The following is a 26,867-nucleotide window of genomic DNA, read 5'->3' on the forward strand; positions in this document are numbered from 1 at the left end:
GGGGGGAGGACAGCCGGAGGACCGGTCAGATCGTGGCGATCGCGTGCACGTCGTAGGCCCGGAGCCGGTCGCGTCCCTGCAGGGCCCCGATCTCCAGGACGAGCTCGACGGCCGAGACCGAGGCCCCGCACTGCTCGATCAGCGCGCAGGTGGCCCCGACCGTGCCGCCGGTGGCGAGCACGTCGTCGACGACCAGGACCCGCTCGCCGTGGGACACGGCGTCCTGGTGGATCTCCAGCGTCGCGGTGCCGTACTCCAGCGAGTAGGACCGGGCGTGCACGGCCGAGGGCAGCTTGCCCTCCTTGCGGACCGGGACGAAGCCCACACCCAGCTCGTGGGCGATCATCGCGCCGAGGATGAACCCCCGCGCCTCGATCCCCGCGACGACGTCGCAGCTGCCGCGTCGCCGCTGCACCGTGTCGGCCACGATCCGGTCGCGCAGCACGGGGTCGAGCAGGACGGGCGTGAAGTCCTTGAAGACCACCCCGTTGACCGGAAAGTCGGCGATGTCGCGCATGCCCGCGAGCACGTCCGCGGTGAGCTGGGGGTCGGGCGTGGCCATGGCTGTGCCGCCTCCCCTAGCCGCGTCGCTTGCGGCGGGGCTGGTTGCGGGGACCGCGTCGGGCGTAGGGGTGCGGCTGGCGCCCCCCGGCCCCGGCCCCCGTGGCCTGCTGCGCCCCGCTCGGGACCGCGACGCCCCCGGCAGGGACCGCCTCGCCGGAGGTCTCCTCGGCGTCGACCGGCTCCCCCTGCAGCTCGTCCAGCTCGGTGGTCGAGCGCGAGGAGCTGCGCTCGGCGGACCGCTTGCGGCGCGTCGTCACCGTCGCGTCGTGCCGGCGGATCTCGGTCTCGCCCTCCCGCAGCTGCACGAGGAGGGGGGTGGCGATGAAGATCGAGGAGTAGGTGCCGACCGCGATGCCGATGAACAGCGCCCACGCCAGGTCGACGAGGGTGCCCGGCCCGATGAGGGTGATGCCGACGACGAGGATGACCAGGACCGGCAGCAGCGCGACCACCGACGTGTTGATCGACCGGACCAGGGTCTGGTTGACCGCGACGTTGGCGGCCTCGCCGTAGGTCGTCCGCTTGGTGTCGAGGGCGTGCTCGGTGTTCTCGCGCACCTTGTCGAAGACCACGATCGTGTCGTAGATCGAGTAGCCCAGGATCGTCAGGAAGCCGATGACCGACGCCGGCGAGACCTCGATGCCCAGCAGGGCGTAGATGCCCAGCGTGAACAGGACGTCGTGCACCAGGGCGACGAGCGCCGCACCGGCCATCTTCCAGGTGTGGAAGTAGAGGGTGAGCACGATCGTGACGAGGACGAGGAAGACCACGAGCGCGAGCAGGGCCCGCTGCGTCACGGTCTCGCCCCACGAGGGTCCGACCAGCGAGCTGGCGACCGACTCGACGGGGACGTCGAACTCCTCGGCGAACAGGGCACGCAGCTCCTCGGCCTGCGACTCCTCCATCTCACCGGTCTGCACCCGCACGGTGGAGTCGCCGATCTGGGTGATCGTGGTCGTCTCCCCCGGCACGGTCTCCTCGACGATGGGCCGGGCACGCTGCTCGTAGTCCGTGATGTCCTGGACCGCCGAGACGCGCAGCTCGGTGCCGCCGCGGAACTCGATGCCGAAGTTGAGTCCCCGGCCGAACAGGCCCGCCAGCGACAGCAGCATCAGCAGCACGGAGATGAGGTAGAACGTCTTGCGGCGTCCGACGATGTCGAACGAACGCCTGCCCGAGTAGAGGTCGTTTCCGAACCGGCTGAAGCGGGACATCAGACGACACCGCCTTCCAGTTCCTCGCGGGTATGCCGTGTGCGTCGCGGTGCGATCACGTCGGGCTGCCGCAGCTGCCCCCGGCCCAGGTAGGCCGAGCGCTTGGCGCCCAGGCGCTCCGGCTCCATGCCGGACCACTTCTTGCCCTCGCCGAAGAACGTGGTGTTGGCGAGGATGCTGACCACCGGGTGGGTGAACATCATGACGACCAGCAGGTCGATGACGGTGATCAGCCCGAGGGTGAAGGCGAAGGCCTTCACACCCGACTCGGACAGGAAGTAGAGGACACCGGCGGCCAGCAGGTTGACGACGTCGGAGATGATGATCGTCTGGCGTGCGCGCTCCCACCCGGTGTCCACGGCGTACCGCAGCGGCCGTCCGGCGCGCACCTCGTCGCGCACCCGCTCGAAGTAGACGATGAAGCTGTCGGCCGTGACGCCGATCGCCACGATGAGGCCGGTCACGCCGGCCATCGTGAGCCGGAAGTTGGTCGCCCAGCCGAGCAGCGTCACGGCACCGTAGGCCAGCACCCCCGCCACGACGAGGGAGGCGATGGCGACGAGGCCGAGCGCGTGGTACTGCACCAGCATGAACGCGAAGACCAGCAGTAGGCCGATCGCGCCCGCGATGAGGCCGTAGCGCAGCTGCTCACCGCCCAGCGTCGGGCTGATCTGCTCGGAGGTCTGCACGTCGAAGCTCATCGGCAGCGCCCCGAACTTGAGCTGGTTGGCCAGCGTCTCGGCCTCTTCCACCGTGAAGTCGCCGGTGATCGTGGCGACACCGTTGGGGATGACGCTGTTGACGGTCGGGGCAGAGATGACCTCGCCGTCGAGGACCATCGCGAACCGGTTCTGCGGCGAGTCCTGCGGGAAACCCATGAGGCGCGAGGTGATGTCGGCAAAGGTCTGACCACCCTCGCCGTCGAAGGTCAGGACGACCTGCCACCGGCCGGTGACCGCACCCTGGGCCACCTGCTCGGCGCCGGAGGTGGCGTCGGTGAGGTTGGCCCCGGACAGCTCGACCGGACCGAGGATGTACTTCTCCGTGGCGTCGGTGTTGCACACGACGACGGGCTGGGCGGCGGGGGACGCGGCGACCCGGCTGGCGAGGGACTCGTCGGCGCAGTCAGCCTCGATGAGCTGCTGCTGCAGCTCGGGAGTGATCTGCGCCAGGTCGGAGGGGTTGCTCCCGGGGACGGGGTCCTGGGCCGGGGCCTCGGTCGGGCCGACGGTGACCTCGGCGCCGTCGGTGGCGGGAGCGTCCAGGGTGGTGGCAGCCTCGTCGACGGCGGTCGCCGACGCGGGGATGCGTTCCCCGCCCCGGTTCTCGTCGGTCTGCTCGGCCTGGTCCTCGGCCGGTGCGTCCGTGGGGGCACCCGTCGGCTCCGGAGGCGTGAGCTGCTCGACCTGCTCCTGCAGCTGCTCGGAGGGCAGGGGCAGCTGCCGCGGCACCTGCGGCTCGGCACCGGGCGGCAGCACCGGCATGGCTATGAGCACGGGGCGGAACGACATCTGCGAGGACCGGCTGAGCGCCTCGAGCTGCTCGGGTGTGGGGTTGCCGGGGATCGCGACGGCGATGTTCTGACCGAGCCGGGACACCTCCGCCTCGGAGGTGCCGGTGGCGTCCACGCGGCGGCGGATGATGTCGATCGCCTGGTCGAGCTGGTCGGTCCCGACGGCGGCCCCGTCGTCGGTGAGCGGGGCGAGGACGATCTGGCGTCCGCCGGCGAGGTCCAGTCCGAGCTGAGGGGCGAGGTTGGCGCGCGGGGTGGCCCACAGGTGGGCGGCACCGATGCCGGCGAAGAGCAGGAGGGTGAGCACCAGGAGCGTGGTCAGCGTCCGGACGGGTCCTCGCATGCGGGGGTTGCGCGTCTTGCGGGGCTTGCGCGTCCCGCTGCCGCGGGGCTGCCGCCGGGAGCTGGACTCGCCGACCCCGGGCAGGTCCTCCTCGCGGCGTGAGCCGCTCGTCGACAGGGTCATCAGGCGGTCTCCCCGCCCCGGTCCTCGTGGCCGGACCGACCGGGTCCGTTCTCCGGGCGGTCAGCCTGCGGCGGCACGGACTCCGAGGGGACGATCGCGCGGCGCACCACGCGGAGCACGACGCCGTCGGCGACCTGCAGGTGGATGACCTCGTCGGCGACGGCGGTGACGGTGCCGTAGATGCCGGAGGCGGTCATCACCTCCTGCCCCACCTGGATGGCTGCCTGGGCCCGGGTCACGGCGCGGGCCCGCCGGCGCTGCGTGAACATCAGGTAGAGCAGCACCAGGAAGGGCACCGCGAGCAGCAGGAGGGTGGTCAGGCCTCCCCCCGTCGAGGCGGGGGCGGCAGCAACCAGTGGCGTCATGAGGAAACCTTCGTCGGTAGTTCGGAGCGGGTGCAGCGGTCAGGGCGTCGGAGCCCGCGCAGGCACCCGGGGCAGTCTAGGTGAGGTGGCTGGAGCGACCAAAGAGGCGGGTATGCCGTGTCGGGGCTCAGCTGAACCGCCCCGTCGCCCCGCCGACGGGCGCGGCCGGTGCCTCCTCCAGGGGCAGCTCCTCCTGGTCGCGGCCCACCCTGCCGTTCGCGGCGTCTGCGGGGGGCGTCAGGCCGAGGTGCGCCCAGGCCGCGGGGCTGGCCGCCCGGCCGCGCGGCGTGCGGATCATGAAGCCCTCGCGCACGAGGTAGGGCTCGGCCACCGTCTCGACGGTGTCGGGCTCCTCCCCCACGGCCACCGCCAGCGTCGACAGGCCCACCGGCCCGCCGCCGAACCTCGTGCACAGGGCCTCGAGGACGGCGCGGTCGAGACGGTCCAGACCCAGCGCGTCCACGTCGAAGAGATCGAGCGCGGCGTGGGAGGCGGGCTCGTCGACGACGTGGTCGCCGTGCACCTGCGCCCAGTCGCGCACCCGCCGCAGCAGGCGGTTGGCGATGCGGGGCGTGCCGCGGGACCGGGAGGCGATCTGCTCGATCCCTGCCTGGTCCGCCTCGATGCCGAGCAGGGTGGCGTTGCGGGTCAGGATCGTCACCAGGTCCTCGGTGGCGTAGAAGTCGAGGTGGCCGGTGAACCCGAAGCGGTCACGCAGCGGGGCGGGCAGCAGGCCGGCCCGGGTGGTGGCCCCGACGACCGTGAACGGCGGCAGCTCCAGCGGGATCGCGGTGGCTCCGGGGCCCTTGCCGACGATGACGTCGACGCGGAAGTCCTCCATCGCCAGGTAGAGCATCTCCTCGGCAGGTCTGGCCATCCGGTGGATCTCGTCGAGGAAGAGCACCTCGCCCTCGACGAGCGAGGACAGGACCGCCGCGAGGTCGCCGGCGTGCTGGATGGCCGGGCCGCTCGTGATCCGGATCGGCTGCTCGAGCTCCCCGGCGATGATCATCGCGAGGGTGGTCTTGCCCAGGCCCGGAGGGCCGGAGAGCAGCACGTGGTCGGGCGGGGTGCCGCGGCGCCGGGCCGCCTCGATGACGAGTCCGAGCTGGTCGCGCACCCGGTGCTGCCCGGGGAAGTCGGCCAGCCGTCGTGGGCGCAGCGCCCCCTCGATGCGGCGCTCCTCGTCCGTGCCGCCGGGGTCCACCATCCGGCCGACACCCGGGTCCTGGCCCACGCCGAAGTCGACCTCGCGCGAGCCGTCGTCGGGAAGGCTCACCGGCCCAGCTCCCGCAGGGCGGCCCGCAGGATGCCCGACACGTCGCGCGGCGCGTCCGGGGAGGACGTGACGGTGCTCACCGCGTCGGTCGACTGCTTGACGGACCACCCCAGGCCTTCCAGGGCCGCCCGCACCTGCGCGGCGTCGGCCTCCCCAGCGGCCTCGGGCGTGGGCCGGGTCCCCAGGTCGGCGGAGTCGACGCCGAGGGCCAGGATCCGGTCCTTGAGCTCGAGCACCAGCCGCTCGGCGGACTTGCGGCCGATGCCGGGCACCTTGGTCAGGGCCACCAGGTCGCCCTGGGCGATCGCGCGACGGACGGCGTCGGGGGCGTGCACCGACAGCATCGCCAGCGCCAGCCGGGGACCGACCCCGGACACGGTCTGCACCTGCTCGAAGAGCGCCTTGGCGTCCTGGCCGGGGAAGCCGTAGAGGGTCAGCGACTCCTCGCGCACGACCATGCTGGTCTCGAGGGTGACCTCGGTCCCGGTCCGGCAGTCGGCGGCTGTGGCCGGGGTGGTGTGGACGAGCAGCCCCACACCCCCGACCTCGACGACGACGTTGTCGAGGCCGACGTGGCGGACCTGGCCGCGCACGGATGCGATCACGGTGCGATCCTCCTGGTGCTGATGGACGGGCGGGCCCCGGCGCGCGCCGCGGCGGACCGGACGGCGGTGCGGTGCTGGGCGTGCAGGGCGGCCAGCCGGTTGGGCGGGGCGGCCTGGGCAGCCCGCTCCGCCTCCTGGATGCGGTTGCCTCCCGAGCCGCCCGGGGCCAGCCGCGCGTCTGCGGCGCTGCGCCACAGGTGGCAGATGGCCAGAGCCAGCGCGTCGGCCGCGTCGGCCGGCCGGGGAGCCTCCTCGAGCGTGAGGATCCGGGTGACCATGTGGGTGACCTGCGCCTTGTCGGCGCGGCCGTTGCCGGTCACCGCGGCCTTGATCTCCGAGGGTGTGTGCATGCCCAGGGGCAGCCCCAGCCGGGCGGCCGCCAGCATCGGGATCGCCGAGGCCTGCGCCGTGCCCATGATCCCCTTGATGTTCGCCTTGGCGAAGACCCGCTCGACCGCGATGGCCTCGGGCTGCCAGTCGGCGATCCACTGGTCGATCTCGGTCTGCACCGACAGCAGCCGCTCGTGCGGCTCGTCGGTCACCGGGGTGCGGATGACCCCCACCGCCACCATCCGCAGGGCGCGACCGGGCAGCCCCTCCACCACACCCAGCCCGCAGCGGGTCAGACCGGGGTCGACGCCGAGCACGCGCATGGGCCGGCCTCCTGGTGGGTGTGCCGTGCCCCCGGGTGGGGTGGGCACGAGAGTGGACAGGTGTTCGTACCCAACCCTACCCACGGGTGACGACGTGGGAGAGGCGCGACACGCCATACCCCGGCGGCGTCGGTCCGGGCGCCCGGGCCGACCGGTCCGTCCGCGCCGGGAGCCGACGACGGTCAGTCGGCCTCGAGCTCGGCCAGGACCTCGTCGGAGATGTCGGCGTTGCTGTAGACGTTCTGGACGTCGTCGCAGTCCTCGAGGGCGTCGATGACCCTCAGAACCTTGCGCGCACCATCGGCGTCCAGCGCGACCTCCATGCTCGGCACGAAGGTCACCTCCGCAGAGTCGTAGTCGAGCCCGGCCTCCTGCAGCGCGGTGCGCACGGCCACGACGTCGGTCGCCTCGCTGAGGATCTCGAAGGCCTCGTCGAGGTCGCTGACCTCCTCGGCTCCCGCGTCCAGCACGATCTCGAGCAGGTCGTCCTCGCTCGTGGGGCCGGACTCCTGGACCTTGGGCACGAGGACCTGGCCCTTGCGGTTGAACAGGTAGGCCACCGAGCCGCTGTCGGCCATCGAGCCGCCGTTGCGGGACAGCGCGGTGCGGACCTCCATGACGGCGCGGTTCTTGTTGTCGGTCAGGCACTCGATGTAGAGGGCGACACCGCCGGGGGCGTAGCCCTCGTAGGTCAGCGCCTCGTAGCTCGCGCCACCGGCCTCCGCGCCGGAACCGCGCTTGACGGCGCGGTCGATGTTGTCGTTGGGCACCGAGGTCTTCTTGGCCTTCTGGATGGCGTCGAAGAGCGTCGGGTTGCCCGCGAGGTCGCCGCCGCCGGTACGGGCAGCGACCTCGATGTTCTTGATCAACTTGGCGAAGAGCTTGCCCCGCTTGGCGTCGATGACAGCCTTCTTGTGCTTCGTCGTCGCCCACTTGGAGTGGCCACTCATGCTGTCCTGCTTCCCTCGTCGGCTGGATCGGCCACCGATGTTACCCGCTGGGCGGGCGCGCCCCGCGCCTCCCGGCACATCCGCACGAACAGCTCGTGCACGCGGTGGTCGTCGGTGACCTCCGGGTGGAAGGAGGTGGCCAGCAGGTGCCCCTGCCGGACCGCGACGACCGCGTCGTCGACCCGGGCGAGCACCTCGACGCCGGCCCCGGCACGCTCGACGCGCGGGGCACGGATGAAGACGGTGCGGAACGGGCGGTCCGGGTCGGCGATCCCCTCGATGCGCAGGTCGACCTCGAAGGAGTCGACCTGGCGGCCGAAGGCGTTGCGCCTCACCGTCATGTCGATCCCGCCGAACGTCTGCTGGTCGCGGTGCCCGTCGAGGATCTCGTCGGCCAGCTGGATCATCCCGGCGCACGAGCCGTAGACCGGCAGTCCGTCGGCGATGAGGTCACGGATCGGCTCGTGCAGGTCGAAGAGGCGGCAGAGCCGGTCGATCGTCGTGGACTCCCCGCCCGGGATCACCAGGCCGTCCAGGTGGTCCAGCTCCTCGGGGCGGCGCACCGGCCGCACCCGGGCGCCGGAGAGCTCGAGCGCCCGCGCGTGCTCGAGCACGTCCCCCTGCACCGCCAGCACCCCGACGGTCAGCGGGACCCCCTCCGTGTCCGACCCTCCCGCGGCGGCGGCGCCGGTGGACTGCCCGGCGCCGCGCTCCGCGGCGGTCACCAGCCGCGCTCGGCGAGCCGGTGCGGCTGGGGGATGTCGTCGACGTTGATCCCGACCATGGCCTCACCGAGGCCGCGGGAGACCTGGGCGATGGTGTCGGGGTCGTCGTGGAAGGTCGTGGCCTTGACGATGGCGGCCGCGCGCTCGGCGGGGTTGCCGGACTTGAAGATGCCCGAGCCGACGAACACGCCCTCGGCGCCGAGCTGCATCATCATCGCGGCGTCGGCCGGGGTGGCGATGCCGCCGGCGGTGAAGAGCACGACCGGCAGCTTCCCGGCCTCCGCGACCTCCTTGACCAGCTCGTAGGGCGCCTGCAGCTCCTTGGCGGCGACGTAGAGCTCGTCCGGCGACATGGACCGCAGCCGGTTGATCTCGCCGCGGATCACCCGCATGTGCATGGTCGCGTTGGACACGTCGCCGGTGCCGGCCTCGCCCTTGGAGCGGATCATCGCCGCGCCCTCGGTGATGCGGCGCAGCGCCTCGCCCAGGTTGGTCGCGCCGCAGACGAAGGGCACCGTGAAGGCCCACTTGTCGATGTGGTTCGCGTAGTCCGCGGGGGTGAGCACCTCGGACTCGTCGACGTAGTCGACGCCGAGGCTCTGCAGCACCTGCGCCTCCACGAAGTGGCCGATGCGGGCCTTGGCCATCACCGGGATCGAGACCGCGGCGATGATGCCGTCGATCATGTCGGGGTCGCTCATCCGCGACACACCACCCTGGGCCCGGATGTCCGCGGGCACCCGCTCGAGGGCCATCACGGCGACGGCGCCGGCGTCCTCGGCGATCTTGGCCTGCTCCGCGGTGACGACGTCCATGATGACGCCGCCCTTGAGCATGTCGGCCATGCCTCGCTTGACGCGGGTGGTGCCGGTGGTGTGCGTGGTGTCGCTCATCGTGCCTCTCAGGACTGCTCCGTGCCCCGGCCAGGGGTCAGGGGTGGGTGCGGGGGGTGCCGCGCTGGCGACCAGTCTACGAGCCTGCGCCGCCCGGCCGGACCACGCCGTCGACGGCCTGGGCGCGGACCATCGACATGCGCTGGACGACGGTGACGGCCGAGGCGATGGTCAGCGAGGCGAGGACGACGGTCAGCACCCAGGCGGGCAGGAAGAGCCCCGTGAGGCCGGTGGTGACGAGCACGGCCACCAGTCGGTCGGCGCGCTCGGCGACCCCGCCGTCGCAGGTCCAGCCGAGGGACTCGGCCCGCGCCTTGGAGTAGGAGACGAGGAACCCCAGGACCAGGCAGGCCAGCGCGAGGTAGCCGTCCCACGGCCGTCCCCCGGCACCGAGGAACCACAGGACCAGGCCGCCGAAGACGGCTGCGTCGCCCAGACGGTCCAGGGTGGAGTCGAGGTAGGCGCCCCAGGCGGTCGAGCGTCCGGAGAGGCGGGCCATCGTGCCGTCGACGAGGTCGGCGAAGACGAACACGGTGATGAACAGGGTCCCCCACCACAGCTCGCCGCGGGGGTAGAAGGCCAGGGCCCCCACCACCACACCGAGGGTGCCGACCACGGTGACGACGTCCTGGTGGACGCCAAGCCGCAGCAGCAGGCGGGCGGGCGGGGTGAAGATCCGCGTGAAGGTCGAGCGCGCGTAGCGGTTGAGCATCGCCCGGTCAGCTCTGGGGCCAGGCGGCCACGAGCTGGCGACGGACGTCGTCGAGCAGCTGGGGCAGCGCCTTGGTCTGGGCGATGATCGGCAGGAAGTTGGAATCCCCGAGCCAGCGCGGCACGAGGTGCTGGTGCAGGTGGGCGGCCACCCCGGCGCCGGCCACCTCTCCCTGGTTCATGCCCAGGTTGTAGCCAGCCGGTGCGCTGGCGGCCTCGACCGCGCGGATGGCCTGCTTGGTCAGCGCGCTGAACTCCGTCGTCTCCTCGTCGGTGAGGTCGACGTAGCGGGACACGTGCCGGTAGGGGCAGATCAGCAGGTGGCCGGGGTTGTAGGGGAAGAGGTTGAGGACGACGTAGCAGAGCTCGCCCCGGTGCACGACGAGGCTCTCGCGGTCGTCCTTGCCGGGCGCGTCGCAGAAGGGGCAGCCGCTGCCCGCCTCGCGGCTGGGCCGCTCGCCACGCACGTAGGCCATCCGGTGGGGCGTCCAGAGCCGCTCGAAGCCGTCGGCGGACCCGGGCAGCTCGTGCGCGTCCGGCACCGTCGAGGATCCGTCGGTCATGGCACGGATCCTACGGGCACCGGGGGAAGATGCCGGCGGTCGCCCTGGTTGCACCTGTCATGCCCACGCCTCCCGAGCCCGCCCCGTCCCCCCTGGCCGCCGAGGCGGCCGCCGGCCGCACCGCATACCTGCCCGAGAAGTCGGGGTGGGTCGCCGAGCAGCTGACGAAGATCGACGCAGCGCGGGACACCGGAGCCGTCGACGTGCAGGGACGCCCGGTCGTCGTCGTGACGATGCGCGGCGCCCGCTCCGGGCTGCTGCGTCGGGTGCCCCTGATGCGGGTCGAGCACGACGGGAGCTACCTGGCCGTGGCCAGCAAGGGCGGCGCACCCGAACACCCGGTCTGGTTCCACAACCTGCGCGCCGACGGCGAGGTGCTGGTCCAGGACGGTCGGCAGCAGCACGTCCTGCGCGCGCGGCTGCTCGAGGACGGGCCCGAGCGGGACGCCTGGTGGGTGAGGGCGGTCGAGGCCTTCCCGTCATACGGGGACTACCAGGAGAAGACTGAGCGGCAGATCCCCGTCTTCGTGCTGGAGCGGCAGCCCAGCTGAGGCAGCAGCCCTCGTCGAGCCAGGTCAGGGCCGTGTCGGAAGGCTGACCTGGCGCCGACCCAGGACGTCGGCGCGGGCCGCGTCGAGGACGGCCGGGGGCAGCACGACCTGCGGCGAGACGTCGACGGTCGGGTAGCCGCCCCGGCCGAACCAGGTGACGACCGCGCGGACCATCGCGAGCGTCACCGGCTCCGGGCCCGGCGCGCCGAGCGGGGCCAGCACGACGAGCTCGGGGACCCCCCGCCCGACCTGCGGGAGGGCCGGGACCCGGCAGATCGCCATCCCCACGTGCTTGTCGTCGCACTCGGCCACCCACGCGGGCAGGTCCTGCGAGCGCTCCTGCCAGGCCTGCGCGAAGGCCTGCACGTGGCTGGGCGGGCCTGGCGCGGGCTCCGTGCCGTCGGCGCGCAGCGACTGCAGGTGCAGGGCGCCGAGCAGGATCGCCTCGTCCCCCCCGAGCCTGCGGACCCGGACGCGGGCGGCCTCCTCGCCCAGCGACGGACGCATCCTCAGACCTGGACGCGGTCCCGCACCGCGGCGGTGATCTGGGCCACGGCCTCCGCGACGGGCACGCCGTTGCGCTGCGAGCCGTCGCGGTAGCGGAACGAGACCGCCCCGGCGTCCCGGTCCTCGCCCCCGACGATGAGGATGAAGGGGACCTTGCTCTTGCTGGCGTTGCGGATCTTCTTGGGGAAGCGGTCGTCGGAGAGGTCCAGCTCGACGCGGACCCCGGCGGAGGTCAGCTGTGCCGCCACGTCCTTGAGGTGGGCGTCGAACTCCTCTGCCACCGGAACCCCGAGCACCTGGACCGGGGCGAGCCACGGCGGGAACATCCCGGCGTAGTGCTCGACGAGCACGCCGATGAACCGTTCGATCGAGCCGAACTTGGCCGAGTGGATCATCACCGGTTGCTGCCTGGTGCCGTCGGCGGCCGAGTACTCCAGCTCGAAGCGCTCGGGCTGGTTGAAGTCGTACTGGATCGTCGACATCTGCCAGGTGCGACCGATGGCGTCGCGTGCCTGGACCGAGATCTTGGGGCCGTAGTAGGCGGCCCCCCCCGGGTCGGAGACCAGGTCGAGTCCCGACTCGACCGCGACCTGCTCGAGGACCGCGGTGGCCTCGGCCCACTGCTCCTCGGAGCCGATGAACTTGTCCTTCTTGTCACCGTCGTCGCGGGTGGACAGCTCGAGGTAGTAGTCGTTCATGCCGAAGTCGCTGAGCAGCTGGGTGACGAAGTCGAGCAGGTGCTTGATCTCGCCGGGAGCCTGCTCGCGGGTGACGTAGGAGTGCGAGTCGTCCTGGGTGATCGAGCGCACCCGCGTCAGGCCCTGCAGCACACCGGACTTCTCGTTGCGGTAGACGGTGCCGAACTCGAAGAACCGCAGCGGCAGCTCGCGGTAGGAGCGGCCGCGGCTGCGGAAGATGAGGTTGTGCATCGGGCAGTTCATCGCCTTGATGCGGTAGGGCTGCCCGTCGTCGTCGATCGCCGGGAACATGCCGGCGGCGTAGTAGGGCAGGTGGCCCGAGGTGTGGAACAGCCCCTCCTTGGCGATGTGCGGGGTGCCGACGTAGTGGAAGCCGGCGTCGATGTGCGCCTGCCGGACGTAGTCCTCCATGACGCGCTTGAGCACGCCGCCGCGCGGGTGGAAGACCGGCAGCCCGGGGCCGATCTCCTCCGGGAAGGAGTAGAGGTCCATCTCGGCGCCGAGCTTGCGGTGGTCGCGCTTCTCGGCCTCCGCGAGCCGCTCGAGGTAGGCCGTGAGCTCGGCCTTGGTCGGCCAGGCGGTGCCGTAGATCCTCTGCAGCTGCGGGTTCTTCTCGCTGCCGCGCCAGTAGGCGGCCGCGCTACGCATGAGCTTGAAGGCGTTGGCGATGAGCTTGGTGGTGGGCACGTGCGGGCCCCGGCACAGGTCGCCCCAGACGACCTCTCCGGTGCGGTCGACGTTGTCGTAGATCGTCAGCTGGGCGCCGCCCACCTCGACGGACGCTCCCTCGGCCGCCTCGTCGGCGGACCCGCCCTTGAGGCCGATCAGCTCCAGCTTGTAGGGCTCGCCTGCCAGCTCCTCGCGGGCCTCGTCGTCGCTCACCTCGCGCCGGCGGAAGGTCTGCCCGGTGTTGATGATCTTCTGCATCGAGCGCTCGAGGGCCTTGAGGTCCTCGGGGGTGAACGGCTCCTCGGTGTCGAAGTCGTAGTAGAAGCCGTCGCGGATCGGTGGGCCGATGCCGAGGTTGGCGTCGGGGAAGGTCTGCTGGACCGCCTGGGCGAGCACGTGCGCGCAGGAGTGGCGCAGCACCGCCAGACCCTCGTCCTCGGTGACGAGGACCGGCTCGACCCGGTCGCCGTCGGTCAGCTCGTGCGCGAGGTCGACCAGCTCGCCGCCGACCCGGGCGACGACCACCTGCCGGTCGTCGGCGAAGAGGTCGGCCGCGGTGGCGCCCTGCTCCACCGTTCGCTCGCTCCCTGCGACGTGGACGGTGATCTGGCTGGACACGACGGTGCTCCTTCAGGTGTCGGGGGTGGCCCGGCCGGGGGGCCGGTGCCTGCCAACCCTACCGCCCGGCACACGGCATACCAGCGCGTTTATGGTCTGCCCATGGGTCAGGTGGAGGAACGGGAGCCACCGGACGGTGTCGTCCGGCACTTCACGGTCGCCGTCTTCGTGGTGCACAGCGGCCACGTGCTGCTGCACCCCCACCGCAAGCTCGGGCTCTGGCTCCCACCGGGCGGCCACGTCGAGCCGCACGAGCTGCCCGACGACGCCGCGCTGCGCGAGACGACGGAGGAGACCGGGCTGACGGTGCGGCTCGTGGGCTCCCCCGGCATCGACCACGACGCGCCGGGGTCGCCGCGCCAGCTCGTGCGGCCCGAGGGGGTGCAGCTCGAGGACATCTCACCCGGGCATCAGCACATCGACCTGATCTACTTCGCGGTGCCGGTGGACGCTGACGCAGGGACGGTCCGGGTGCGTCCCGAGCCGCACGGAGACGAGGGTATGGAGTGGGTGGACGAGGAGGGCCTGCTCGCCCGCCCGGTCACCGAGGAGGTGCGGACCTGGGCGCGGCTGGCGCTGCAGGTGGTGCCGCAGCGGGGGGAACGATGAGCGAAACCGCCGATCCGTCCGGGGACGGACGTCCGGGACCTCGGCCTGTGACGCGGTAGACAGCAGGGCGACCTTGCGCGCTCCCGGCCGCAGGTGTGTGCTGGACGAACCACACACAGAGGTGAGCACCATGACGTATCTGGTCGTCTACGAGTCCGCGTTCGGCAACACCCGTGAGGTCGCCGAGGCGGTTGCTGCGGGGCTGGGCGAGGGGACGGAGGCGGTCGACGTCGGGACCGCGCCCCCGCTGGAGGGCCTCGACGTCGACCTGCTTGTCCTGGGCGGACCGACGCACGCCTTCGGGATGAGCCGGCCCCAGACCAGGGAGGACGCGGAGGCCAGGGGAGGCCACCCGCCGTCGACGGGGATCCGCGAGTGGCTGGACGCCGCCGAGGGCGCGTCGCTGCGGGTGGCGACCTTCGACACCCACACCCGCAAGCCCAACCTGCCCGGGACGGCCGGCAAGGCTGCGGCCAAGAGACTGCGGGCCCTCGGCTGCACGCTGGTGGCCGACCCCGAGAAGTTCTGGGTCCACGGCGACAGAGGGCCGCTGCTGGACGGTGAGCTGGAACGGGCCACGACGTGGGGCGAGCGCCTCCGGGAGACGAGGGCGTCAGCCGGCTGACGGGCCCCCACGCTGGTGCGCGTTGGCGACCTGCGCTCCCTCGCGATGTCCTTTCCTAGGGATCTCCGTCGTCCGGAGGCAGAACGGCCGGACGACCGACATGGACCGAACGCAGCTCCAGCCCCAGCCCGCCGAGACGCTCGATCGCATCGAACAGGTCGTCTGCGCTGCTCAGGGCCAGGACCACGGTCGTCGTCGTCGGTTGCTCGGTGACCACCCCGATGTCCAGCACCGAACGTACGAGGCCGCCGACCCGACCGGTGACGACGATGTGCGCCGCATCCTTGTCACCACAGGGTCGTGCCGCCGGCCAGACGTCCCTGATCCGAAGATCCGCCCGACGGAGGCGTTCGAGCACTCCGATGAGTGCGGCCTGGTCGGTCACGGTTCCGTCCAGGACGACCTGATCGGCGCGGCTGTGGACGCCGAGGTCCGCCAGCTCGACGATCTCATCCGGCGGCAGGGACCCCTCCGCGAAGATCGACACCTCGATCGGCGGCATGTCGTCTCCTCTCGCGAGCACTGGATCTTGCCCATCCTGGCGGGAACCTCGGGGGGGCAGACCACCCGAAACAGGTGCCCTGGAGGGCACGACGTGCGACGAGGGTGTGGAGCATGGACGCGGCCGCTGTGACCTTCGCCCTGCTCACTCTCGCCTTCGCCGCTGTGGCCCGTGGGCTCAGCCGTCTCTCCCTCACCGCGCCCATCGCGTTCGTCGGAGCCGGTGCCGCGCTGTCTCTCGTCGTGTCTGCGCCCGAGCTCGACGCCGTCCTGCCGATCCGTCTCGTGGCAGAGATCTGCCTGGCTCTCGTGCTCTTCGCCGAGGCCGCGCACGTCCAGCCCCGACAGATCCGGGCCGACGGGTTCGTCATCGCGCGGATCCTCGTCCTCGGTCTGGCAGTGTCGATCGGGCTCGGCTTCCTCAGCGTCCGCCTGCTGCTGCCCGATCTGACACTCTTGGGCGCCCTCCTGCTCGCGGCAGCGCTCGCCCCGACCGACGCGGGTCTTGGTGCACCGGTCGTGACCAGCCCGCGCGTGCCACCGCGGATCCGTCGGCTGCTCAGCGTCGAGTCGGGACTGAACGACGGCATCGTGCTGCCCATCGTCCTGTTCGCGGTCGCGGGCCTCGCCGGCGGCGCCGGTCAGCCCGGTCCGGTCGAGGCGGTGCTGGCCCCCCTGGCAGGCGCCGGCATCGGGGCTGCCGTCGGCGTGGGCGGTGGACGGCTCCTCGGGTGGTCGGTCGCTCGAGATCTCAGCACGCCCCGCACCCGTGGTCTCGGGGTCCTCGGCCTTGCCGGGCTCTCCTTCTTCCTCGCGCACTGGGTGGGAGCCAACGGCTACGTCTCCGCCTTCGCGGCGGGGACGGCATTCGCTGCGGCAAGCGTCTGGAACGAGAAGGATCGTGCGGCGCTCGAGCTCGTCGAGACGATCGCCGAGCCGCTCGGGTTCGCGGTCTGGCTCGTGTTCGGCCTGGTCGCGGTGCCGCTGGTCGTGACCGAGGCCGGCTGGCGGGAGCTGGCCGTCGCCGTCCTCTCCCTGGTCGTCATCCGGACGGTGGCCATGTGGGTCGCCCTTCTCGGCACCGGCTTCCGGACGCCGACGGTGCTGTTCGTCGGGTGGTTCGGCCCCCGGGGCCTGGTCACCGTCGTCTTCGTCCTCATCGCCCTGGAAAGCCTCCAGGTGACCGAGGCCGGGCGTGGCGCCGTCGCCGCGGCCGTGCTCACCGTTCTGCTCAGCGTCGTCGCGCACGGACTCAGCGCCGAACCGCTGGCGGCCCATTACGGGGGCTGGGTGGACCGCGCTCGACCAGGTCCCGAGACCCCGAGCCGACCAGGGGCGGTGGGTGGCTCAACTACCCGGAACGGGTGACCACACTGACGGCGGCACGGGGGCAGTCTGGCCCTGGCGGCGTGCGTTCGCGTCGATCTGACCTTCACGAGGGAGCCTGACATGTCCGAGCTCATCATCATCGGCTACGACGACCACGAGACCGCGCGGCGTGCCTTCGCGCAGGTCGAGCAGCTGCAGCGCGACTTCGTCGTCGACCTGGACGGCCTCGCGGTCGTCACGGTCGACGAGAAGGGCAAGAAGCACGTCGACACCACCGCACCCATCGTCGGGGCGTCGGCGGCCTCCGGTGTGCTGTGGGGGATGCTCGTCGGCATCCTCTTCCTCGTCCCCGGTCTCGGTGCCGTCGTGGGAGGGGCCATGGGTGCGCTGAGCGGCAAGCTCGCCAAGACCGGCATCGACCGCAGCTTCCGCGACCGCGTCGGCGGGATGCTCCAGCCCGGCAGCGCCGCCGTCGTCGTCATGACCCGCAAGCTCACCGAGGACAAGTTCTCCGCAGCGATGGCCGAGTTCGGCGGCACCGTCCTGCAGACCTCACTCTCCGACGAGGACGAGAAGGGACTGGCAGATGAGCTGGCGACGACCCAGGAGTGAGGCCGGGGCCGCGGTCGGGCTGGTGACCGTGAGCCTCCTCGCCGGGTGCTCGGGAGGGAGCCAGGAGCTCGACCTCGGCGGCCGCGAGTTTACCTCCACGGAGGTCCGCGGCCACTCTCTCGTCGACGGGACCTCCGTCCGACTCACCTTCGACGAGACCGCCGTCTCGGCGCAGGCCGGCTGCAACACCATCTTCGGCGGCGCCTCGTGGGGTGACGGTGTGCTGACCTCCGACGGGCCCCTGGCCATGACGATGATGGGCTGCGACGAAGACCTGGCCGCGCAGGATCAGTGGCTGTCGGACTTCCTCGCCTCTGAGCCGTCGATCGCTCTCGACGGCGGCACCCTCGTCCTCGGTGACGACACCGAGGGCATCACCCTGACGGAGGTCGGCTGATGGCTACCACGACTGACGGAGACCGGCTCGGACCCGTCGAGCTCCTCGTCATCGAGTTCCCGCGAGGGCAGGTCAGCGGCGCTGGATTCGCGACCATGACCGAGCTGGTCGACCGAGGCGTCATCGCCGTCCTCGACCTCGAGTTCGTGCGGCGCACCGAGGACGGGGGCATCGAGCTCGTGGACGTCGCCGACGCGGTGGCCGACGCCCCCGACGACCTCGGCTACCTCCTCGGCGCATCCTCGGGACTGCTCGACCCCGACGACATCGCCACCGTCGGCGAGTCGATCGAGCCCGGCTGCCTCGCCGGCGTCCTCGTCTTCGAGCACGTCTGGATCCTCCCGATGGCCGACGCTGTCCAGGCCGGCGGGGCCCGGGTGCTGGCGGCGGCACGGGTCGACCCCGCGGACCTCGTCGCTGCCCTCGACCGCCTCGAGGCCGACGACCCCGCCGACCCCGCCGACCCACGACGAGACGAAGGACAGGTGGTCTGACCATGGGACTCCTCCGCACGGCAGCCAGGACGGCCGTCGTCACGAGCACCGCGACCCGCGTGCACGGCCGGGCAGCCGCGCGCCAGCAGGGCGCATGGGCCGCCCAGCAGGCAGCAGCACAGGCGGCCGCTCCCGCCCCGACGCCCCCCGCAGCGCCGACGCCCCCCGCAGCGCCGACGCCCCCTGCCTCGCCGACGCCCCCCGCAGCGCCGACAGCCCAACCGGCCGCTCCCGCGTTCGACGCCGGGGCGATGATCGATCAGCTCACGCGGCTCGGAGAGCTCAAGGCGGCCGGAGTGCTGACCGAGGTCGAGTTCGAGGTGCAGAAGGCCCGCATCCTCCAGGGCACCTGACCCGCGTCCCCCTGCCCGTCCCTGCACCATCACCGAGCCGAGGCTTTCGCACCAGCGCGCCGAGACTCCCGCAGAAAGAGAGACCACCATGCCCACCCCCACCGATGTCCTCGACGTCGCACCCTCCCTCCGCGAGAGGGTCGAGGTCCGGGTCGTCGCCCACGACGACCCCCTCGACGCAGCGGACGCGGTGAGCATCCCGGTCACCAGCACCGGAGAGGTGCCGCCCGTGCTCGGGGTGGACCGCGAGGCACTTCGCCGCGCCGGGTTCACCCCGACCGTGGGCAAGGCCCTGGCCTTCCCCGGGAGCGGGAAGCCGGTCCTCGTCGCGGTGGGGGTGGGCGAGGTCGAGGAGCTCGACACCGCCGCGGTCCGTGACGCCGCCGCCGCGTTCGCCGGTGCCGTGCCGTTCGACAGCCACCTGGCGACGCGCGTCCCGAGGTCGGACCGGATGAGCCTGGCGGAGTCCGCTGCCGCGATCGTCGAGGGGGTGCTGCTGGCCCGCTACCGGTTCAGCCTGCGCAGCCGTGAGACCGGGCCGGTCAAGGTCTCGTCACTGACGCTCGTGGCCCCCGCCGGCGAGGGGGCAGCCGTGGAGGAGGGCGCCGCCCGCGGACAGGTGATGGCCCGCGTGGCGATGGTCAGTCGTGACCTCGCCACGTGTCCGGCAGGGATGCTCACCGCCACGGCCATGGCAGACCTCGCGGTCGCCCTCGGACCGGACGCCGGTGTCCAGGTCGAGGTCTTCGGCAAGGACGAGCTCGAGGAGATGAGCTGCGGCGGACTCCTCGGGGTCAACCGCGGCAGCGAGCAGCCGCCCCGGATGATCCGGATGACCTACACCCCAGAAGGCGAGACGAGCGGGCACCTCGGCCTCGTCGGCAAGGGGATCATGTACGACTCGGGGGGCATCAACCTCAAGCCGAGCGACGTCTCGCACTCCCAGATGAAGAACGACATGTCCGGCGCCGGCGCCATCCTCGCGGCGATGACGGCACTTCGGGAGGTGGACTGCCCGGCCCGCGTCACGGCCTACCTCATGTGCACGGACAACATGCCGTCCGGCTCGGCCATGCAGCTCGGCGACGTCCTCGTCACCCGCAACGGAAAGACGGTCGAGGTGATGAACACCGATGCCGAGGGGCGCCTCGTCATGTGCGACGGCCTCGCTCTGTGCGTCGAGGACGGCGTGGACGCCATCGTCGACATCGCGACCCTCACCGGGGCGTGCCTGCGCGCACTGGGCACCGAGGTGGCTGGCGTGATGGGCAACTCCCCCCACATGATCGACCTTGCCCGGGCGGCGGGCGCCAGGACCGACGAACCCGTCTGGGAGCTCCCCCTCATCAGGCGGTACCGCACCCAGCTCGACTCCACCATCGCCGACATGACCAACCTCGGCGGCCCCAATGCCGGCTCCATCACCGCAGCCCTCTACCTCGAGGAGTTCGTGGACGGCACCCCGTGGGCGCACATCGACATCGCCGGGACCGGCCAGGTCGAGGCGGCGACGCGGTGGCTCCCCAAGGGACCGACCGGGTTCGGCGCGCGCCTGCTCGTCGAGCTCGCAGCGGCCTTCACCGCTCCCCAGCCACCCCCGTGAACCCGGCCGTGGGGACGGTGCGAGGCCTGCGGACATGAGCCCGGTGACCCTGACCCTGCTCGTCCTCCTCGTCGCCATCCTGGCGTTCCTCTCGAACCGGATCCCCCTGGGCGTCGTCGCGATCGGGGTGTCACTGGCGCTCTACTTCACCGGGCTGCTCGAGCTCGACCAGGCGTTGGCCGGGTTCGGCGACCCGACCGTGATCTTCATCGCCTCGCTCTTCGTCGTCGGCGAGGCGCTGGACTCGACCGGGGTCACAGCCTGGGCCGGTCAGCAGGTGATCACGCGCGGCGGCGAGGATCGCCGTTCCCTCCTCGTCGTCATCGGGGTGCTCGTCGCCGTCCTCACGGCGCTCATCAGCGTCAACGGTGCGGTTGCCGCCCTGCTGCCAGTGGTGGTCGTCGTCGCGGCACGGGCGGGCATCGCTCCGTCCCAGATGCTCATACCCCTGGCCTTCTCCGCACACGCCGGATCGATGCTCGCGCTCACCGGGACCCCTGTCAACATCATCGTCAGCGAGGCCGCCGCCGACGCGGGAGCACGACGCTTCAGCTTCTTCGAGTTCGCCCTCGTCGGCATCCCGCTGCTCGTCGGGACCCTCGCGATCATCCTGCTCCTGGGCCACCGCCTCCTGCCGGAGCGCTCGCCGTCGTCCCTCCCCCAGGACCTCGGCGAGCTGGCCGAGACGCTGCGCACCCAGTACTCCATCCCCGCCGGCGGGGAGCTGGTGAGCAGCGAGCGAGGCGTCAGCGAGGTCCTCGTCCCGCCGCGGTCCCCACTGATCGGGACGCACCTTTTTCCCGGCATGGCCACCCCGAGCGGCGACCTCGTCGTCCTGGCCGTCCAGCGCAGCGGCGAGGAACTGCGGGATCCGCGGGACGAGCTGCGCGCCGGTGACACCCTCGTGCTCAGCGGCTCCTGGGAGAAGCTGCAGCAGCACACCGTCGGGGACGAGGTCCTCGTGGTCGACGCCCCGAGTGTCCTGCGTCGCGGCGTGCCCCTCGGTGTGGGCGCCAGGCGTGCCATCGCCATCCTCCTCGGCATGGTCCTGCTCCTGGCGACGGGCATCGTCCCCGCTGCGGTCGCCGGTCTGCTCGCGGCCACGGCGGCCGTGCTCAGTGGTGTGCTCACACCGCACCAGGCCTACCGGTCGGTGTCGTGGACCACGGTCGTCCTCGTCGCCGGCATGATCCCGCTCTCGACCGCTTTCGTCGTGACAGGCACCGCGGACGCGGTCGCCTCCGTCCTCCTCTCCGTCGTCGGCACGGGCTCGGCACACGTGGCCCTGCTCGCAGTCTGCGTCCTGACCATGGTGCTCAGTCAGCTCATCAGCAACACCGCGACGGTGCTCATCGTGGCGCCGATCGCGACGGTCGTGGCGGTCGACCTCGGTGTCTCCGTCCTGCCCTTCCTGATGGCGCTGGCCGTCAGCGGCGCCGCGTCCTTCCTCACCCCGGTCGCCACCCCCGCCAACACGATGGTGCTCGAACCGGGCGGCTACCGCTTCGGTGACTACTGGAAGCTGGGCCTTCCCCTGCTGCTGCTCTTCCTCGCTGTCGCCGTCTTCTACGTGCCGCTCGTGTGGAGGTTCTGAACCTCCGCCTCCTCCCGCCGCAACCGGCGCAGCACGAGGATCCAGACCGCGACCGCCGGGGAGGACAGCATCGCTCCGAGGGCGCCGGCGAGCGCCGCCCCCACGATCGTGGCCCCGAGCGTGACGATGGGGTGCAGGCGCAGCGCCGTGCTCGTCAGCCGGGTGAGCACGACTGTCTGGACGATGTTCTGGACCACGAGCACCACCAGGAGCATGAGGAGGGCCGTCCGGGCATCCGTCGTGCCGATGGTGATGAGCGTCGCGAAGGCGCCGGAGAAGATCGCGCCGAGGTAGGGGACGTAGGAGGTGACCAGGGTGATGACCGCGATGGTGAAGGCCAGCGGGACCTCCAGCACCCAGGCGGCCCCCCCGATGAGGACCGCGGTCACGACGGCGGAGAGCGTGAGGCTGGAGAAGTAGCGGCGGACCGCCCCGATCGTGTCCTCGACGATCCCCGCGCCCACGTCTCCGGCCACCCCGAGGTTCCGTGCGGCCCACGCCGTCAGCCCGTTCCAGTCGGTGAGGATGTAGTACACGAGGAAGGTCCCGACGACGATCCCGATGGCGAACGACGCCGTGCCGGTCAGCAGGCCCGGGAGGTAGGCGGACGCCGCCCCACCCATGGACGCCGCCAGCAGCTCGGCGGCCTGCTCGCGCAGCGACGCGTCCCCCACCGAGATCCCCCGCGTCCCGAGCCATCCCTCCACGGCGTCGAGACCGGCAGCCATCGACGCCGAGATCTGAGGGGCCCGCTCGGCGATGCCGACGACGACGAGCCAGACGGTTGCGGCCAGGACCCCGGCCAGGAGGGCGATGACGAGGAGTGCCCCCACGGGCCGGGGTATGCCGTGGCGTGCCAGACGCTCCACCTCCGGCGCGAACAGCGCACCGAGCACGGCCGCGATGACGAGGGGGACGGCAAGGCCTGACACCTGACCCACGACGGAGACGAGGACGAGGGTCCCGACGGCGATCCCGCCGACCAGCCAGCCCCGGATCCCCCACCTGCGCAGGCGTGAGCCAGGATCACCCAGGTTCGTGGTGCTCACGGAAGGCCCGGACTCAGCCGCCGATGAAGCCGGCGATGATGCTCGTCACGACGACCGAGGTGATCGTCACGGTCGAGAAGCCCGCGACGATCATCTTCGGCAGGATCTGCCCCTCGATCGCGGACACCTCCTCGGGTGTCTCGCCCGCTCCCTTCGCAGCCTCCTGCGAGAGGATCATCGTCCCCGGGAACCCGTAGAGAGACGTCAGTCCGATCGCCACGGACATGGGGACGCTGTAGCCCACGAGCTTGCCGACGAGCGCCGAGAAGGCCGCGATCCCCGCCACGCCGAAGAGGAAGGCGAGCAGGAGGGGGAAGGCCAGGGCGGCCACGTCCTCGGGCTGGACCGTCGCCAACGGGGCGAAGACCAGGATCATGATGGCGATCATCATCAGGCCGAGCGCGTCGATCCCGGCGAGGACCGACGGTGGGAAGACCCCGACGGTCCGCAGGGTGACGCCGAGGATGAGGGCCACCACGAAGGTGTTGAGGATGCCGTCGGTGAGATTGTTGATGCCCAGGCTGACCAGCACGACGACCCCCACGGCGAAGAGCGTCCCCGGTGTGGTCCGCAGCGCGGCCGGCAGCCGGGAGCTGGAGACCGCTGCCGGGTCCTCGGCCTCGGGCACCTCGAGGGTGCCGGCTCGGTACTCGTCGCGCAGCCGCGCCGCCTCCTTGCGCAGGATGATCGAGGTCAGCGGGAACCCGACGAGTCCCTGGAGCGCGGCGATGAGGACCGGGAAGATGGCGATGCTCGTCAGGCCGATCCCGAGGGCGGCCTCCTGGACGATGAGGACCGAGATGGTCCCCCCGCTGAGCGAGCCGGTCCCGGCGACGATGAAGTCGAGGGCCTGGGCGTAGCCCTCCTCGGCGCTGCCGCTGATGCGGCTGCCGAAGATGAGCCCGGCCAGCAGGAGGGAGAGCCCGATCCCGAAGACCGTGGCGGCACCGACCACGAAGGTCTTCCACTGCTTCTTGAAGTCGTCGAGGCTGATCATCGTCCCGAGGTGGACGATGATGAAGCCCACGACGACCCCGGCCAGGCCGAGCAGCGAGGAGCTCGTGAGCAGGTCCTCCGGGAAGATGTCGGTGAGGAACCCGACGAGGAAGATGATCGACGCGACGAACAACGACGACAACAGCGAATGGGTCTTCTTCGCGACGAAGTCGCTGACCGTCCAGACCAGCATGACGACGACAAAGGCGAGAATGGGGTTCATCGGTCCTCTTCGCTGACGGGGGTGATGATGCCCAGCGTCGTCCGGCGGTGGGTGTGCGGACACCACCCGCTTCGGGTGGCCCGCTGGGGGGGAGCACCGCGTGACGATGGGCTTCCTGGTCGAGCTGACCGACGTCCGTGTGGAGAAGGAGCGAGCCGTGGTGCGTTTCCTCGCGTCGACCGCCCTGTACCTGCTGGCGAACGCCTTCGGGCTGCTGGCTGCCGCCTACCTGCTCGACGGCTTCACGCTCAGGCCGCTCGGGTTCGTCGTGAGCGTCCTGATCTTCACCGCGGTGGAGACCCTCCTGGGACCCTTCGTCCTGAAGATGGCGGTCCGATACGCGCCCGCCCTGCGGGGTGGGATCGCCCTGGTGACCACGTTCGTCGGCCTGTTCCTCACGAGCATCCTCACCGACGGTCTGCGGATCGAGGGCGCGACGACCTGGGTGCTCGCACCGTTCGTCGTGTGGGCGTTCGTGCTCGTCGCGGCCATCCTGCTGCCGATGGTGCTGTTCAAGAAGGTGTTGCACGAGTCCCGAGACTGAATTCGCCGACCATCCCACGGGCTGGCCGGTGCTGCTCGTCGTCCTGCTGCTCGGGCGCCGGTGGACCGCGACTTGGCGTTGCGGGGTGGCCCTGATCTTGTCGCTGCGGGCCCTGATGCCCTCGATGCAGCACGTGCCCGAGGACCCCGGTATGCCGCGCTCGCGACGGCTGACCGTGCTGGCCGCCGCGCTCGTGCCCTTTCTCGCCGGGTAGGCGGCGCAGGGCTACCTGCGAGAGGACACCAGGCGCTTCCTCAACGAGACCGTGACCGATGAGGTCCTCACCACCAACGGGTTCGTCGGGGAGAGCACCCAGGACCGCCCTGGGCCGATGCCCCCGTCGCGGTGGTCTACGGCTGTGATCTCTGCGCCGCGCCGACGCCCGACCTGGGCAGGGTGGGCGACCGGCTGCTCGGCTCGGTCGAGGGCGTCCGCGCCCGGGGCCGGTGGGTGCCCTCCTGGCTGCGCGACTGGGCGATCGGGCCGGTCACGAGCGTCACGGACCGGTTCGCCTCGCTGGGCCGGGGCCTGCTGGTGCTGGCCAGGGCGGGCCTGGTGCCCATGGTCAGCCTGGTCCTGGTCCTGGTCCTGGTCCTGGTCCTGGTGCTCGGCCCGGCACGCCGTCGTGAGCACGCTGCTCATGGTCGTCCTCATCGCGGCGGCCGTCGACCGCTTCCTGGTGCGGTCCGCGGGGGACACCGGTCCCTGACCACGTGACGACCACCTCCGTGCTCACGCCCGGCATACCGGCAGGGTCGGCGGAGTCATGGTCGAGGTGACCGTGCCGGTGCTGACCCATTTCGCCGCGCCCACCAGGAAGTCCTGGCCGCAGGCCTGTGGTGCCCCACCCGAGGACGCGGTGCTCGATGACGAGCCAGTCGCCGACCTCGTCGCTGAGATCACGGCGAAGATGCGGGGTGCGCCCATGCCACCCAGGTCCGTCCAGAAGGGCGCGAGCACGTTGTTCGGCGGAGCAGGGCCGGCACCGGAAGACGCGCGCAGCAGTTGTTCCTCGGACGTGTCACCACCGACGACGACGTACCCGTTGGGGTCGAACCCGATGAGGGGGAAGGTCAGACCGTTGCAGGAGAACTCTGGCACCGAGGGTGTGGTCGAGGCGGTGGACGCAGCGGAGCTTCCTGTACTGCCAATCAACCCAGATCCCCTGTCGGGATGGGCACTTGGCTCAGGGTGGGAGAGCCTGCCCACGACGCCACTGGGCACTGCCACCCATGCGGCAGGCCCGCTGAACATCGATGGACCGGGTGTTGACGCCTGGGCTGGTTCCCATCAGCCTGTGACCATGGGCAGAGTCGTCATCGCCTGCTCCGTGCCCCGGGCCGGCCGGGAGAGGGAGCTTCACCAGCTGGCGCGCGAGCATGTGCCCCGGCTGCGAGCCGAGGGACTGGTCACTGAGCGGGAGCCGATCATCGCCGTTGCCACTGACGGCACTGTCGTCGAGGTGTTCGAGTGGGTCTCCGAGGCGGCGATCGCGGCCGCTCACCAGAGTCCAGCCGTGCGCGCCATGTGGGACGACTACGACCGTGTGTCCACGTACGTCCCCATCGGCTCTGTGGCGGAGGCAGGGCGACTCTTTTCCGAGTTCGCACCGTTGCCGTTGGAGAATGGATGATGCGCGCAGTTGTCGATGTCGAATCGAGACCATGCCGCTTTCTCTTCGGGCCCACTGGGCCACCGTCGCCAACCGGCTCGGGACGCTGCGGACATTCTTCGTGCGTATCGCCGAGTGGGACTGAGACGACGCTCCGGCCTGGGTGCCGATGTTCTTAGGGAACCCGCCCCGCCAGGACCGGCCGCTGCCTAAGGTGCTGGACGACCCGACCGCCTCCCGGCTGTTGCGAGCCACCCAGGCCCCGCCCATGATCCTGCTCCGGGTCGCCGTGGAGGACCTGCTGCGCACCGGGATGCGGGTCCGACTTCGACGACCCGGGCTGTGCCAGCGCCGTGAAGCTCGTGACGAGTACCCACTCCTCGACTGATTACCCCTTGGGGAGGAGTGCCCCCGTCCAGTGCTGTTGCACGCCTTCCTAGCCAGCCGCAGCCTCGAGGTCACGCAACCAGGCGACAGCCTCGGTCCGGCTCTGAGGTGTTTCAGCGATAATGTCCGCTTTGGGCGGGTGGATCAGACCACATCCGGGTCTTCTGGATTGGGTTGATTCTTCCTCTGGTCTCGGTGGTAGGCAAGTCTTTGTCGGGCGGCCTGGGCAAGGCCCTGCCGGCGGGCTGCTCGGATCGCCTCGCCGCGGCCGGTGTGCTCGTCCAGGGGCGTGACGTAGCCGATGCCGGAGTGCAGCCGGGAGGCGTTGTACTCGGTGCGGACATCGTCGAGCTCGGCGCGCAGGAGCGCGGGGTCGGTGATCGCGTTCAGGTGGG

At 71.4% G+C, this 26,867-nt stretch carries 33 protein-coding genes; 15 read left to right on the forward strand and 18 right to left on the reverse strand.

Annotation, left to right across the window (positions count from 1 at the left end):
- Positions 1–25: 25 nt before the first annotated feature.
- The 12 genes from ACI3ET_RS15175 to ACI3ET_RS15230 all read right to left on the reverse strand — a co-directional run bounded on the left by ACI3ET_RS15175 (position 26) and on the right by ACI3ET_RS15230 (position 10,501).
- The gene (locus ACI3ET_RS15175; RefSeq protein WP_405033915.1) at positions 26–562 is read right to left on the reverse strand and encodes an adenine phosphoribosyltransferase; all 537 of its coding nucleotides are present in this window, start codon (positions 560–562) and stop codon (positions 26–28) included.
- A gap of 16 nt (positions 563–578) precedes the next feature.
- Complete coding sequence (gene secF / locus ACI3ET_RS15180) at positions 579–1,778, reverse strand: protein translocase subunit SecF (protein WP_405033916.1); 1,200 nt, start codon at positions 1,776–1,778, stop codon at positions 579–581.
- The gene (gene secD, locus ACI3ET_RS15185; RefSeq protein ID WP_405033917.1) at positions 1,778–3,757 is read right to left on the reverse strand and encodes a protein translocase subunit SecD; all 1,980 of its coding nucleotides are present in this window, start codon (positions 3,755–3,757) and stop codon (positions 1,778–1,780) included. Before secD ends, secF begins: the two co-directional genes overlap by 1 nt.
- Positions 3,757–4,122: a preprotein translocase subunit YajC gene (gene yajC, locus ACI3ET_RS15190; RefSeq protein ID WP_405033918.1), complete on the reverse strand. Its 366-nt coding sequence runs from the start codon at positions 4,120–4,122 to the stop codon at positions 3,757–3,759. The genes secD and yajC overlap by 1 nt, the downstream gene beginning before the upstream one ends.
- Before the next feature lie 127 nt (positions 4,123–4,249).
- Positions 4,250–5,332: a Holliday junction branch migration DNA helicase RuvB gene (gene ruvB, locus ACI3ET_RS15195; RefSeq protein WP_405033946.1), complete on the reverse strand. Its 1,083-nt coding sequence runs from the start codon at positions 5,330–5,332 to the stop codon at positions 4,250–4,252.
- 65 nt (positions 5,333–5,397) lie between these two features.
- Complete coding sequence (ruvA, locus tag ACI3ET_RS15200; protein WP_405033919.1) at positions 5,398–6,006, reverse strand: Holliday junction branch migration protein RuvA; 609 nt, start codon at positions 6,004–6,006, stop codon at positions 5,398–5,400.
- Entirely contained in the window at positions 6,003–6,659 is a 657-nt protein-coding gene (ruvC, locus tag ACI3ET_RS15205) for a crossover junction endodeoxyribonuclease RuvC (protein WP_405033920.1), read from the reverse strand. Before ruvC ends, ruvA begins: the two co-directional genes overlap by 4 nt.
- A gap of 182 nt (positions 6,660–6,841) precedes the next feature.
- Positions 6,842–7,609, reverse strand: coding sequence for a YebC/PmpR family DNA-binding transcriptional regulator (locus tag ACI3ET_RS15210; protein WP_405033921.1), 768 nt, complete (start codon positions 7,607–7,609; stop codon positions 6,842–6,844).
- Positions 7,606–8,256: a pyridoxal 5'-phosphate synthase glutaminase subunit PdxT gene (gene pdxT / locus ACI3ET_RS15215; protein WP_405033947.1), complete on the reverse strand. Its 651-nt coding sequence runs from the start codon at positions 8,254–8,256 to the stop codon at positions 7,606–7,608. Before pdxT ends, ACI3ET_RS15210 begins: the two co-directional genes overlap by 4 nt.
- Positions 8,257–8,330: 74 nt before the next feature.
- Positions 8,331–9,227, reverse strand: a complete 897-nt coding sequence (gene pdxS, locus ACI3ET_RS15220; protein ID WP_405033923.1) for a pyridoxal 5'-phosphate synthase lyase subunit PdxS — start codon at positions 9,225–9,227, stop codon at positions 8,331–8,333.
- 76 nt (positions 9,228–9,303) lie between these two features.
- Positions 9,304–9,939, reverse strand: coding sequence for a phosphatidylinositol phosphate synthase (pgsA, locus tag ACI3ET_RS15225; protein WP_405033924.1), 636 nt, complete (start codon positions 9,937–9,939; stop codon positions 9,304–9,306).
- A gap of 7 nt (positions 9,940–9,946) precedes the next feature.
- Positions 9,947–10,501 carry an HIT family protein gene (locus tag ACI3ET_RS15230; RefSeq protein ID WP_405033925.1) on the reverse strand — a complete coding sequence of 185 codons (555 nt, stop codon included), beginning with the start codon at positions 10,499–10,501 and terminating at the stop codon, positions 9,947–9,949.
- 59 nt (positions 10,502–10,560) lie between these two features.
- Between ACI3ET_RS15230 and ACI3ET_RS15235 the strand changes: the two genes are divergently transcribed.
- Positions 10,561–11,052, forward strand: coding sequence for a nitroreductase family deazaflavin-dependent oxidoreductase (locus ACI3ET_RS15235; protein WP_405033926.1), 492 nt, complete (start codon positions 10,561–10,563; stop codon positions 11,050–11,052).
- 24 nt (positions 11,053–11,076) lie between these two features.
- On the opposite strand, the gene ACI3ET_RS15240 is transcribed toward ACI3ET_RS15235, so the two are convergent.
- Together ACI3ET_RS15240 and thrS are read right to left on the reverse strand one after the other, a co-directional pair.
- Positions 11,077–11,559: a hypothetical protein gene (locus ACI3ET_RS15240; protein WP_405033927.1), complete on the reverse strand. Its 483-nt coding sequence runs from the start codon at positions 11,557–11,559 to the stop codon at positions 11,077–11,079.
- A gap of 2 nt (positions 11,560–11,561) precedes the next feature.
- The gene (gene thrS, locus ACI3ET_RS15245) at positions 11,562–13,544 is read right to left on the reverse strand and encodes a threonine--tRNA ligase (protein ID WP_405033928.1); all 1,983 of its coding nucleotides are present in this window, start codon (positions 13,542–13,544) and stop codon (positions 11,562–11,564) included.
- Positions 13,545–13,646: 102 nt separating this feature from the next.
- Here thrS and ACI3ET_RS15250 point away from each other — a divergent pair, with 102 nt between their 5' ends.
- Positions 13,647–14,153 carry an NUDIX hydrolase gene (locus tag ACI3ET_RS15250; protein WP_405033929.1) on the forward strand — a complete coding sequence of 169 codons (507 nt, stop codon included), beginning with the start codon at positions 13,647–13,649 and terminating at the stop codon, positions 14,151–14,153.
- A 130-nt stretch (positions 14,154–14,283) separates the two neighbouring features.
- Entirely contained in the window at positions 14,284–14,778 is a 495-nt protein-coding gene (locus tag ACI3ET_RS15255) for a flavodoxin family protein (protein ID WP_405033930.1), read from the forward strand.
- A gap of 55 nt (positions 14,779–14,833) precedes the next feature.
- Here ACI3ET_RS15255 and ACI3ET_RS15260 read toward each other — a convergent pair whose 3' ends face one another.
- Positions 14,834–15,280, reverse strand: coding sequence for a hypothetical protein (locus ACI3ET_RS15260; RefSeq protein WP_405033931.1), 447 nt, complete (start codon positions 15,278–15,280; stop codon positions 14,834–14,836).
- A gap of 113 nt (positions 15,281–15,393) precedes the next feature.
- Here ACI3ET_RS15260 and ACI3ET_RS15265 point away from each other — a divergent pair, with 113 nt between their 5' ends.
- The 7 genes from ACI3ET_RS15265 to ACI3ET_RS15295 all read left to right on the forward strand — a co-directional run bounded on the left by ACI3ET_RS15265 (position 15,394) and on the right by ACI3ET_RS15295 (position 21,661).
- Positions 15,394–16,647: a cation:proton antiporter domain-containing protein gene (locus tag ACI3ET_RS15265; protein WP_405033932.1), complete on the forward strand. Its 1,254-nt coding sequence runs from the start codon at positions 15,394–15,396 to the stop codon at positions 16,645–16,647.
- Positions 16,648–16,728: 81 nt separating this feature from the next.
- On the forward strand, positions 16,729–17,220 hold the full coding sequence (locus ACI3ET_RS15270; protein WP_405033933.1) for a DUF1269 domain-containing protein: 492 nt from the start codon (positions 16,729–16,731) through the stop codon (positions 17,218–17,220).
- Entirely contained in the window at positions 17,195–17,617 is a 423-nt protein-coding gene (locus tag ACI3ET_RS15275) for an META domain-containing protein (protein ID WP_405033934.1), read from the forward strand. Before ACI3ET_RS15270 ends, ACI3ET_RS15275 begins: the two co-directional genes overlap by 26 nt.
- On the forward strand, positions 17,617–18,111 hold the full coding sequence (locus ACI3ET_RS15280; protein ID WP_405033935.1) for a DUF6325 family protein: 495 nt from the start codon (positions 17,617–17,619) through the stop codon (positions 18,109–18,111). The genes ACI3ET_RS15275 and ACI3ET_RS15280 overlap by 1 nt, the downstream gene beginning before the upstream one ends.
- A 2-nt stretch (positions 18,112–18,113) precedes the next feature.
- The gene (locus ACI3ET_RS15285; RefSeq protein ID WP_405033936.1) at positions 18,114–18,464 is read left to right on the forward strand and encodes an SHOCT domain-containing protein; all 351 of its coding nucleotides are present in this window, start codon (positions 18,114–18,116) and stop codon (positions 18,462–18,464) included.
- Between the two features lie 88 nt (positions 18,465–18,552).
- On the forward strand, positions 18,553–20,067 hold the full coding sequence (locus ACI3ET_RS15290; protein WP_405033937.1) for a leucyl aminopeptidase family protein: 1,515 nt from the start codon (positions 18,553–18,555) through the stop codon (positions 20,065–20,067).
- Positions 20,068–20,101: 34 nt separating this feature from the next.
- A complete protein-coding gene (locus ACI3ET_RS15295; protein ID WP_405033938.1) occupies positions 20,102–21,661 on the forward strand; it encodes an SLC13 family permease in 1,560 nt (519 codons plus the stop codon).
- Here the strand turns inward: ACI3ET_RS15295 and ACI3ET_RS15300 are convergent.
- Positions 21,634–22,710 carry an AI-2E family transporter gene (locus tag ACI3ET_RS15300; protein ID WP_405033939.1) on the reverse strand — a complete coding sequence of 359 codons (1,077 nt, stop codon included), beginning with the start codon at positions 22,708–22,710 and terminating at the stop codon, positions 21,634–21,636. The two genes, ACI3ET_RS15295 and ACI3ET_RS15300, sit on opposite strands and share 28 nt — an antisense overlap.
- A gap of 13 nt (positions 22,711–22,723) precedes the next feature.
- Positions 22,724–23,929, reverse strand: a complete 1,206-nt coding sequence (locus ACI3ET_RS15305) for a hypothetical protein (RefSeq protein ID WP_405033940.1) — start codon at positions 23,927–23,929, stop codon at positions 22,724–22,726.
- Positions 23,930–24,035: 106 nt separating this feature from the next.
- Here ACI3ET_RS15305 and ACI3ET_RS15310 point away from each other — a divergent pair, with 106 nt between their 5' ends.
- The 5 genes from ACI3ET_RS15310 (at position 24,036) to ACI3ET_RS15330 (ending at position 26,473) form a co-directional block, all read left to right on the forward strand.
- Positions 24,036–24,473, forward strand: coding sequence for a phage holin family protein (locus tag ACI3ET_RS15310; RefSeq protein WP_405033948.1), 438 nt, complete (start codon positions 24,036–24,038; stop codon positions 24,471–24,473).
- Between the two features lie 85 nt (positions 24,474–24,558).
- Positions 24,559–24,687 (forward strand): hypothetical protein, encoded by a 129-nt coding sequence (locus tag ACI3ET_RS15315; protein ID WP_405033941.1) that lies wholly within the window; start codon positions 24,559–24,561, stop codon positions 24,685–24,687.
- Between the two features lie 182 nt (positions 24,688–24,869).
- Positions 24,870–25,190, forward strand: coding sequence for a hypothetical protein (locus ACI3ET_RS15320; protein ID WP_405033942.1), 321 nt, complete (start codon positions 24,870–24,872; stop codon positions 25,188–25,190).
- A gap of 49 nt (positions 25,191–25,239) precedes the next feature.
- A complete protein-coding gene (locus ACI3ET_RS15325; protein ID WP_405033943.1) occupies positions 25,240–26,106 on the forward strand; it encodes a putative quinol monooxygenase in 867 nt (288 codons plus the stop codon).
- Between the two features lie 148 nt (positions 26,107–26,254).
- Positions 26,255–26,473 carry a hypothetical protein gene (locus ACI3ET_RS15330; protein WP_405033944.1) on the forward strand — a complete coding sequence of 73 codons (219 nt, stop codon included), beginning with the start codon at positions 26,255–26,257 and terminating at the stop codon, positions 26,471–26,473.
- 143 nt (positions 26,474–26,616) lie between these two features.
- Here ACI3ET_RS15330 and ACI3ET_RS15335 read toward each other — a convergent pair.
- Positions 26,617–26,867: integrase core domain-containing protein (locus ACI3ET_RS15335; RefSeq protein ID WP_405033945.1), on the reverse strand; the 251-nt coding region annotated here is incomplete at its 5' end.

The organism is Ornithinimicrobium jinqii (genome assembly GCF_045032595.1).
GTDB lineage: Bacteria > Actinomycetota > Actinomycetes > Actinomycetales > Dermatophilaceae > Ornithinicoccus.